Genomic DNA, 9,539 nt, shown 5'->3' with positions numbered 1-9,539 from the left:
CTGCTCCGACAGTAAAACAATCTGTACGTTAGTCGGAGCTTTGGGTACTCTACAATCTAGCGTGAACATTTTCGGTTGGATGCCATGGCAAGCCAGGTCAAGTCCCGCGTCGGATTTCTTTACATCCTGCGTCCGCAAGTCCTGATCAACGGCGAGCGTATCGTCAAGATCGGATCGACCACGCGTACTGTGGCCGAACGGATTCGCCAGCTGGAAAGCCGATCCAGCGTTGTGTTCGACCTGATCTACAGCGTCGAGGTGGAGGACGCCCGCGGGCTGGAAAAACAGCTCCATGCCAAGTACACCAGCCGCCGCATGTCCGGCGGCAGCGAAGGCTTCTTCCATATGGAACCGGAAGAAATCGTTCCCGAGATCGAGAAGGTCGCCGAGGAACTGAGCCGGTCCTCCTCGAAGAAGGCGCGGAACGCCGAATTCTCGGCCTTCTGCAAGAATATCGGAGCCACCCGCTTCAAGGCTTCGGTCGGCGTCGCCTCCCATATCATCTGGTTTCTGGCGTCCATCCTGTTCGGGTTCGGGGCCGTGGTCTATACGCCGTTCGACATTCCGGACGGCTTGCGCGCCTACGCGATCGCCGGGTCCCTGGTGGTTGCCGCCGTCGTGGTGAAACTGGGCCTGCTCGCGGTCAACCGCCTGATCGACGACTATTATTTCACGCATCGGTTCGGTCCCGCGATCAGTGCGAAGAACCAGGAACTGAGCGAGAAGTATCCGCACGCCTGAGGGCATTCATTCGCCCTCCCAAGCAACCGGCATCCGGTTCCGGGTGTTTTGGCTGATCGAGGATACTCGATGACCCGAAACGGCGGAGGTTGCCGCAGCATGCTCTCGTACCCGCATTTCCATTTCGGCGGCTCTCCGGTTCCATCCCCGGTCCCCGGCAATCCGCCGCTTCCCCTGCCCGATCCGGACGCGCCAGTCCCCGTCGAGGAACCGCCGCAGCCGATCCCGGCCCCCCGCCCGGTCGATCCCCCACCGCCCCAGCAGGTCTAGCGGCCGTTACTCGGCGCGGATCGCCTGCTGCAGGCGGCGCGGATGGGAAATCATCGCGACCGGCTCCAGGCTGCCGCCGGTGCCGGTGATGACGATGGTGCCATAGTCGAAGATCCGGCCGAGGAAACTCTGGTCGACCTGCACGGTCTCGATCTTGGAATTGACCATCTCGATGGTCTGCCGGCTGAAGAAGCCGCTGCGGAACACGACCTTGCGCGGGGTCACCAGCAGTTCGGTCGTGCCGACCCGGGCGAAATGGGTGACAAGCCGGAACAGGCCGACGACGAGCAGCAGGCCGCCGAGGCCGAGCGGCACCCAGATCCACGGCTCGACCAGCGGACCTTGCGGCGCGTCCGGCAGGATCTGCGGCACCAGCCACGGCCAGACCCAGACGATGGCGAGGACGGCCAGACCCAGCAGGATCCAAAGGAACGGCCGCAGGAACAGCAGCCGATGCAGCCTGGCGCGATAGATCACCGTATCTTCGTCCATCACGACCATGCTCGTCTCCCATTCGCCAATGCGGCCTGCGTCATCAACGCTCGAAACGCCGGAACGGCTCCGCACTCATTGTCGGCGTCAGGCTCAGCCCCTATCTTTCCCGGCAGCGGCGCCCGTTCGGGTCCGTCCCATCCTCCCGGAGTCTTCCCATGCGCTACAACCAGCTCGGCCGGACCGGCCTGTTCGTCTCGGAGCTTTGTCTCGGCACCATGACCTTCGGCGGATCGGAGGGGCATTGGGCGGCGATCGGTCAATTGGACCAGGATGCGGCCGACAAGCTCGTCCATCGCACGCTCGAAGCCGGCATCAATTTCATCGACACCGCCGACGTCTACAGCCAGGGCCGGTCCGAGGAGATCCTGGGCACGGCCCTGCAGAACCTCGAGGTCAAGCGGTCGGACGTCGTCATCGCGACCAAGCTGCTGGGCGCCATGGGCAAGAAGCCCAACGACCGCGGCGCGTCGCGCGGCCATATCATGGACGCGGTCGAGGCCAGCCTGGAGCGGCTGCAGACCGACCATATCGACCTGTACCAGGTCCATGGCACCGACCCGGTGACGCCGATCGACGAGACCCTGCGGGCACTCGACGATCTCGTCGCCAGCGGCCTCGTGCGCTACATCGGCGTGTCCAACTGGGCCGCCTGGCGCATCATGAAGGCGCTGGGCCTATCCGATAAGCAGGATTGGGCGCGCTTCGAAACGGTGCAGGCCTATTACACCATCGCCGGTCGCGACCTGGAGCGTGAACTGGTGCCGATGATGCGCGACCAGCAGATGGGCCTGCTGGTCTGGAGTCCCCTCGCCGGCGGGCTGCTGTCCGGCAAATACGGCCCGGGCACGAACGGCGGCCCAGAGGGCTCGCGCCGCCTGAGCTTCGACTTCCCGCCGGTCAACCAGGATCGGGCCTGGGCCTGCGTCGAGGTCATGCGCGGCATCGCCGAACGCCACGGCGTGTCGGTCGCGCGCGTGGCACTGGCCTGGATCCTGGCCAAGCCGCATGTCACCAGCATCATCATCGGCGCCAAGAACGTCGAACAGCTGGACGACAACATCGCCGCCACGACCCTGTCGCTCACCGCGGAGGACATGAAGGCGCTCGACGAGGTCAGTGCGCTGCCGCCGGAATATCCGGCCTGGATGGAAGCACGCCAGGGCGCCGACCGCCGCCCGAATCCGTTCGGCGACGATCGCGCCTGAGCGTCGCGACCGGCGGGGCGCCCGCGTGTGGGCGCCCCGTCATTTGCTGCCTTTCGGTACCAGCAGGACCGCACCGACCGGGCGTCGGCCATAGAGCGCGCGCAGGATCGCCGCCTGCGCGCTGTCGGCCGGTCGCCGCCTACCGCCTACCCCGCCCGTCCAATGGCCTGCGCCATCCTCCGAGACGATGGCGCATTGTTTCGTTCTGGACTGTCGCCGACGCTTTTCCATGATGCGTCTCCGTTGCTCTGTCGATCGATCATTCAAGATCAAGTCGGCATGTGAAATCCATATGGCCTCGTCGTCGACTTCATAGAAGATCCATCGATCTCTCAAGACCAGGTTTCGTTCGGCTGTTTATGGTTTTTTGATTCCGGCATCCGGTTTGACCGCTTGTTTCTTCATGCCCGCATCGCGAGCTTGAAGGGCAACGCAGATCCGTCAACCGACCCGGCCGCCATGACCTTCAGATCTCTTCAAACACGCGAAGCGCCGATCCGGTCGCACCGGAGCGAACCGCCGCCGGCACCGGGCCTCCGGGTGGCGGAAGCAGGCGACGTACCGGCGCTGGTCGCGTTGGAAACGGCGAGCTTCGCGCTCGACCGCATCTCGCCCCGCAGCTGGCGCCGGCTGCTGGTCCAGCCGGGCGCCCGCGTCCTGGTCGCACCCGGCAGTGCGGCCATCGACGGCGCGCTGGTCCTGCTGTTCCGCCGGCACGCGCGCATCGGCCGGATCTATTCGATCGCGGTGGCGGCCGAGGCGCGGGGCATCGGCATCGGCGGCATGCTGATCGAGTGGGCCGCCCTCCTCGCTGCCGTGGCTGGCTGCACCGCGGTGCGGCTCGAAACCCGGATCGACAACCGCCCGGCCCAGGCCCTGTTCGCCCGCCACGGCTTCAAGGCCACCGGCCGGGCCGACGGCTATTACCAGGACGGCACCGCCGCGCTGCGGCTGGAACGGCCGATCCACACTCACCATTGCCGTTAACACCGAAGGACGAACGAAAGCCGATGTCAGGCCCTATCATCATTGTCGAAAAGCGCGCGGATTTCCGATGGGACGATCCGCACGACCGGGTCGTCACGCTGGAAGACTATCTGAAGTCGGGACCGGAGGGTGCCGGGCGGCGGCGCAAGATCGTCAATTTCTGCCGCGACACGAGCTATCTTGGCGCCGGCTACTATTGCTCGCTCCTGGCCGAGGCGCGCGGCGAGCGGGTGACGCCGGGGCTCGACGACCTGCTGGAGCTGGGCCAGAAGCAGCATTACGCCCATCGGATCGGCGAGCTCAACCGGCTGATCGAGGCGCCCGCCGACCTGCCGCGCTCGATCGACAGTTTCGCGATCCATGTCTATTTCGGCCGGGTCGAGGACGCCGGCTTCGCTCGGCTCGCCACCCGCGCGTTCGAGCTGTTCCGCTGTCCGTTGATGGAAATCGCGTTCGACCGCGCCGCCGGCGATGCCTGGTCGGTCGGCGCGATCAGGCCGCTCGACCCGCGCGACGTGCCGCCCGAGCGCGACCGCCTGTTCCTGGATGCCCTCGACGCCTATACCCACCGGCTGTGGCGGCGCGTCCGCACCGCGCCCGCCGCCCAGCTCGAGCTCGCGATCCTGCACGATCCCAAGGACCCGATCCCGCCCAGCCGGCGCGACACGCTGGAGCACCTGGGCCGGATCGCTGAGAGCCTGGGCATCGCCACCCATCTGATCGAGAAGCGCGATTTCGCGCGACTGACCCAGTTCGACGCCCTGTTCATCCGCGAGACCACGGCAGTGCCGCACCATACCTTCCGCTTCGCCAAGAAGGCCGAGCGGGCCGGCATGCCGGTGATCGACGATCCGGCGTCGATCCTGCGCTGCACGAACAAGGTGTTCCTGGCCGAACTGTTGCGCGGCCACGGCCTGCCGACGCCCCGCACCCATCTCCTCACCAAGCGGACGCTCGCCCGCTTCGCCGAGCGGTTCGACCAGCCGGTCGTGCTCAAGATCCCCGATGGCTCGTTCAGCCAGGGCGTGAAGCGGGCATCCGATACCACGGAATTCACCCGGATCGCCCAGGACATGCTGCGCCAATCCGAGATCATCCTGGTCCAGGAATTCATGTATACGCCCTACGACTGGCGCGTCGGCGTGCTGGCCGGCGAACCGATCTTCGCCGCGCGCTATTTCATGTGCGACGCCCATTGGCAGATCATGCGGCACGGCGCCGACGGCTCCCATGTCGAGGGCCGGACCCAGGCGGTGCCAATCGACCGGGTGCCGGCCGCCGTGCGCGACACGGCGGTCGCCGCCGCCCGCCTGATCGGCGACGGGTTCTACGGCGTCGACCTCAAGGAAAGCGATGCCGGCGTCTTCATCATCGAGATCAACGACAATCCGAACCTGGACCATGGCATGGAGGACCGCGCCGCCGGCGACGCGGTCTATCTGGCCCTGCTGCAGCGCTTCATTACCCTGCTCGATCGACGGGCGGGACGCGGACCGCTGCCGCCTGCCCCGCTGATGACCGCGAATATCGTCGGCACCCTGCCGGCCGTTGCGGCCGATGGCCGCCCCGCGGCCCGGCTGCTGGCGTTCCCGGGCCAGACGTGACGTCCGCGCCAAGAGACGGCTTGCGCATCGCCGTCCGGATGGGCAACCCTGGATCGATAGGGAGGCGCCGCGCATGAACGGCGTCCGCAGGAGTGTGCGCCGTGAAGTACCCGTTCGAGACGATTTCGGAACTGATCACCCAGGGCCGGCCCGACGATGCCGCGATCGGCGCGCCCGGGCGGCCGGCACTGACCTATGCCGGCCTGCAGGATCTCGCCGCCCGCACCGTCGCCGCCTTGAACCGGGTCGGCATCGGCCGCGGCGACCGGGTCGCCATCGTGCTGCCGAACGGCCCCGAGATGGCGACCGCGTTCGTCGCCGCGGCGTCGGGTGCCACCAGCGCACCGTTGAACCCGGCCTATCGCGCCGACGAGTTCGATTTCTACCTGGGCGACCTCAATGCCAAGGCGCTGCTGATCCTGCGCGGCTTCGACAGCCCGGCGCGGGCCATGGCGACCCAGCGCGGCGTGCCGATCATAGAGCTGGTGCCGACCGAGGGCGCGGGCGCCGGCGATTTTACCGTCGAGACCGGCGATCTGGCTTCCACAGCGCCCCTCCAGGGCGGCATCGCCACCGCCGAGGACGTGGCCCTGGTGCTGCACACGTCGGGCACCACGTCGCGCCCCAAGATCGTGCCGCTGCGCCAGCGCAACGTCGCGGCCTCGGCCCACCACATCCGCGAGACGCTGGCCCTGACCCACACCGACGTATGCCTCAACATCATGCCGCTGTTCCACATCCACGGCCTGATCGCCGCCGTGCTGTCGAGCCTGGCCGGCGGGGCCAGCGTCAGCTGCACCCCGGGCTTCAATGCGCTCAAGTTCTTCGGCTGGTTCGACGAGGTGAAGCCCAGCTGGTACACGGCGGTGCCGACCATGCACCAGGCGATCCTCAGCCGTGCCGACCGTAATAAGGACGAGGTCGCGCGCGGCCGCCTGCGCCTGGTGCGATCGTCCAGCGCATCGCTGCCGCCCCAGGTCATGGAGGCGCTGGAGGCGACGTTCGGCGCGCCGGTGATCGAGGCCTATGGCATGACCGAGGCGTCGCACCAGATGGCGTCCAACCCGCTGCCGCCGCGCCCGCGCTTTCCGGGCTCGGTCGGCATCGCCGCCGGACCGGAGATCGCCATCATGACCGACGCGGGCACATTGCAGCCGTCGGGCGAGCTGGGCGAGATCGTCATCCGCGGCCCCAACGTCACCGACGGCTACGAGGCCAATCCGGAAGCGAACGCCAAGGGCTTCACCGCCGGCTGGTTCCGCACCGGCGACCAGGGCTACCTGGACGAAGACGGCTACCTGCGCCTGACCGGGCGGCTCAAGGAACTGATCAACCGCGGCGGCGAGAAGATCAGCCCGCTCGAAGTCGACACCATCCTGATGGACCATCCGGCCGTGGCCCAGGTCGCCACATTCGCGGTCCGGCACGACAAGTTGGGCGAAGAGGTCGCGGCCGCCGTCGTGCTGCGGGACGGCATGAGCGTCGACGAGCGGACCTTGCGCGATTTCGCGGCCGAGCGGCTCGCCGACTTCAAGGTGCCGCGCAAGATCCTGTTCATGGCCGAGATCCCGAAGGGTCCCACCGGCAAGCTGCAGCGCATCGGCCTCGCCAAGCAACTGGGACTCGAGGCATGACCCAGATGGGCAGGGCACGGGTCGCGATCTTCGGGGCCGGTGCGATCGGCGGCCTGGTCGGCGCCAAGCTCGCGCTGGCCGGCGCCGACGTCACGGTCGTGGCACGCGGACCGCATCTGGCGGCGATGCGCGAGAATGGCCTGACCCTGATCAGCGGCGGCGAGACCCGCGTCGTGCCGGTCAAGGCGGTGCAGGACCCGGCCGAGGCCGGCGTGCAGGACTATGTCATCGTCACCTTGAAGGCCCATTCCCTTCCGGGCGCCGCCGCCGGCATCGCCCAGCTGATGGGGCCGGACACGACGCTGGTCACCGGCATCAACGGCGTACCCTACTGGTATTTCCATGGGCTGGACGGCCCGTTCGGCGGCCGCCACATCGAGAGCGTCGATCCCGGCGGGATCGTCTGGCGCACCCTGCCGCCGGCCCAGGTCATCGGCGCCGTGGTCTATCCGGCGGCCGAGGTGATCCGCCCCGGCGTCATCGAGCATACCTATGGCGACCGTTTCAGCCTGGGCGAGCCCGACGGCAGCCGCAGCGAGCGCGGCCAGATCCTGTCGAAGCTGATGATTTCCGCCGGCCTCAAGGCCCCGCTGCGCCCCGGCATCCGCGACGAAATCTGGGTCAAGCTATGGGGCAACCTCGCCTTCAACCCGCTGTCGGCACTGACCGGCTCGACGCTCGACCGCCTCGGCACCCGCCCCGACCTGCGCGCCGTCGCCCGCAGCATGATGGTCGAGGGCCAGGCGGTCGGCGAAGCGGTCGGCGCCAAATTCGCGATCGACGTCGACAAGCGCATCGACGGTGCGGCCGAAGTGGGCGCCCACAAGACCTCGATGCTGCAGGACCTGGAACGCGGCCGCCCGATGGAGATCGACGCACTGCTGGGCGCGGTGGTGGAGTTGGGGCGGTTGACGGGGGTTGCGACCTCGGCCTGCGACCTGGTGCTGGCGCTGGTGCGCGAGCGGGCAAGGCTGGCGGGGTGTTATGGGGAGTGAGGGGGAGAGGGGCCGAGGTGATTTGAGGCCTTCTTCCGGGTCCGATGCAAACTGGCGGATATTCAGCTATCGGCTCTGATGGGCCGCAAGCGGACCGGCGGATTTCGGCTAGCTGCATGAGGATAGCGGCCATTCGCCGCGGTGACAGCAAGCCTCTGCTAGCCACATCCAGCGCTTGGCGGATCAGATGAAAACGCGCCTTCAACCTGCGGTCAGGTCCCCACCGTCTCAAAAACATAATATCCGCCATCAACGCAGAGGACTCGCGGTCTGACTGGATACGATCTGGGAGGACTCACCTTGATTCTCCCCAGAACCCCTTGCTGGAAGCTCGTGGAAGCGCTGGCGGTGAATAACCGCCCAGACGAACCCGATCGATCCCGAAGAGGGGAGTGCGAGTTGGCGCCTCACTCACGGGCACTTGAGCAACAGACAAAAGTTGGCTTCGGCTATGTTTGCCGACTCTGATCGGCGCCGAGTGGACCGGCCGAGTGCCTCGGCCACACATGGCCTGACTACCTAAGCGCGGCCACTTTGGCCCAGATATTCCGGTCCTGCTCCGTGACCGATGCCAGAAGGGCGTGCGCGTTTACAATGTGCACGAAATCGCTCTTTCGGCCTGAGGTCCCCAGTCGATCATTTCGTCGCAACCTTCCTGCCTCTTCGAGTATTTCTTCGATCTTCTGCCAAAGGGGACTTGCGAGATAGCGGCCATCGGCTTCGGCTTCGTCATCCTTGATGAAGAATTGGCGCGTGAAAACGCGGGCGACTTTCGCCAAAAGCGCGACGGCTTCAGGGTTGGCACCTCCCACAGGTCCTTCACCACGACCATGTTTTGCGATCCAAGTCGCAATATCTTCAGGGTCATAGAGGTTCTGCTGTCTGCCTTCTGTTTCTATCATCAGGCGGTCAACCGCGGGCCGTTGTTCTCCGAACGTTGTGGTCTCGTCAACAAGCATGATGGCGGCACGACATTGGGAGAATGAAACGGCCCGTAAATCCACTCCTCTGGCGTCTAGGCGGGAAATGCTAACCGTCGTTAGCTCTGCCTTGCCTGAAGTGCCAAACAGAACAACTTCCCCTGCCGATAGGTCAGCAAGCTTGAGCGGTTCATCTATGGCATCCACGACGAGCGACTGCAGGGCTAGACTGCAGGCGTTCTCCGAAAGGCGCTCGAACCCGATTTCACTCCGCGTCAGGTCTGCCAGGCGCTTTCGGATTTCTATGACGTCCTTGTTTTGCGCTGCGACAAATGCGTCGCCGATGACTGACATCAGATCGGAACCAAAATACCCTCTACGCAGAAACCTGGGCGTCTCTCCCTTTCGAAGGCTGTTGAGGAGAGCGCTCGCCAGAAAGTGGTTAGAAATTTCCGTATGGGGAAATCGCCGGAAATCCTGCCGCGCGTCGGTGTCCATCAGCGCAAACGAACCAGCTTTGTGGCGCAACTTCGCGAGGTCCACAGGGTCTTTGAGATCCATCACGAACGTTTGTTCGACTGCAAGCTGTATGAACGGCACGTCGACGGACTCTGTTTCAGCCTCCGCCATCTCAACTGCGATAAGCTCAAAGAGTTCCCTTAGAAGCTCAGTCGCCCTTGCCTTCGAC

At 65.9% G+C, this 9,539-nt stretch carries 8 protein-coding genes; 6 read left to right on the top strand and 2 right to left on the bottom strand.

Annotated features, from left to right (window positions below; translation table 11 throughout):
• Positions 1–84: 84 nt before the first annotated feature.
• Entirely contained in the window at positions 85–741 is a 657-nt protein-coding gene (locus VGV37_RS08270; RefSeq protein ID WP_326879177.1) for a GIY-YIG nuclease family protein, read from the top strand.
• 276 nt (positions 742–1,017) lie between these two features.
• Here the strand turns inward: VGV37_RS08270 and VGV37_RS08265 are convergent, their stop codons facing one another.
• On the bottom strand, positions 1,018–1,512 hold the full coding sequence (locus VGV37_RS08265; protein WP_326879176.1) for a PH domain-containing protein: 495 nt from the start codon (positions 1,510–1,512) through the stop codon (positions 1,018–1,020).
• Between the two features lie 149 nt (positions 1,513–1,661).
• On the opposite strand from VGV37_RS08265, the gene VGV37_RS08260 reads away from it, so the two are divergent.
• The 5 genes from VGV37_RS08260 to VGV37_RS08240 all read left to right on the top strand — a co-directional run bounded on the left by VGV37_RS08260 (position 1,662) and on the right by VGV37_RS08240 (position 7,931).
• Positions 1,662–2,711 (top strand): aldo/keto reductase, encoded by a 1,050-nt coding sequence (locus tag VGV37_RS08260; RefSeq protein ID WP_326879175.1) that lies wholly within the window; start codon positions 1,662–1,664, stop codon positions 2,709–2,711.
• A 540-nt stretch (positions 2,712–3,251) separates the two neighbouring features.
• A complete protein-coding gene (locus VGV37_RS08255; protein ID WP_326879174.1) occupies positions 3,252–3,698 on the top strand; it encodes an N-acetyltransferase in 447 nt (148 codons plus the stop codon).
• A 23-nt stretch (positions 3,699–3,721) separates the two neighbouring features.
• On the top strand, positions 3,722–5,302 hold the full coding sequence (locus VGV37_RS08250) for a RimK family protein (RefSeq protein WP_326879173.1): 1,581 nt from the start codon (positions 3,722–3,724) through the stop codon (positions 5,300–5,302).
• 101 nt (positions 5,303–5,403) lie between these two features.
• Entirely contained in the window at positions 5,404–6,936 is a 1,533-nt protein-coding gene (locus tag VGV37_RS08245) for an acyl--CoA ligase (protein WP_326879172.1), read from the top strand.
• The gene (locus VGV37_RS08240; protein WP_326879171.1) at positions 6,933–7,931 is read left to right on the top strand and encodes a 2-dehydropantoate 2-reductase; all 999 of its coding nucleotides are present in this window, start codon (positions 6,933–6,935) and stop codon (positions 7,929–7,931) included. Before VGV37_RS08245 ends, VGV37_RS08240 begins: the two co-directional genes overlap by 4 nt.
• Before the next feature lie 515 nt (positions 7,932–8,446).
• On the opposite strand, the gene VGV37_RS08235 is transcribed toward VGV37_RS08240, so the two are convergent.
• Positions 8,447–9,539: hypothetical protein (locus tag VGV37_RS08235; protein ID WP_326879170.1), on the bottom strand; the 1,093-nt coding region annotated here is incomplete at its 5' end.

This window comes from Aliidongia sp., assembly GCF_035943795.1.
In the GTDB taxonomy this organism is placed as follows: Bacteria; Pseudomonadota; Alphaproteobacteria; order ATCC43930; family CGMCC-115725; genus Aliidongia.
The sequence above is the reverse complement of the archived record's forward strand: the minus strand, read 5'-3'. Positions and strand labels throughout refer to the sequence as shown.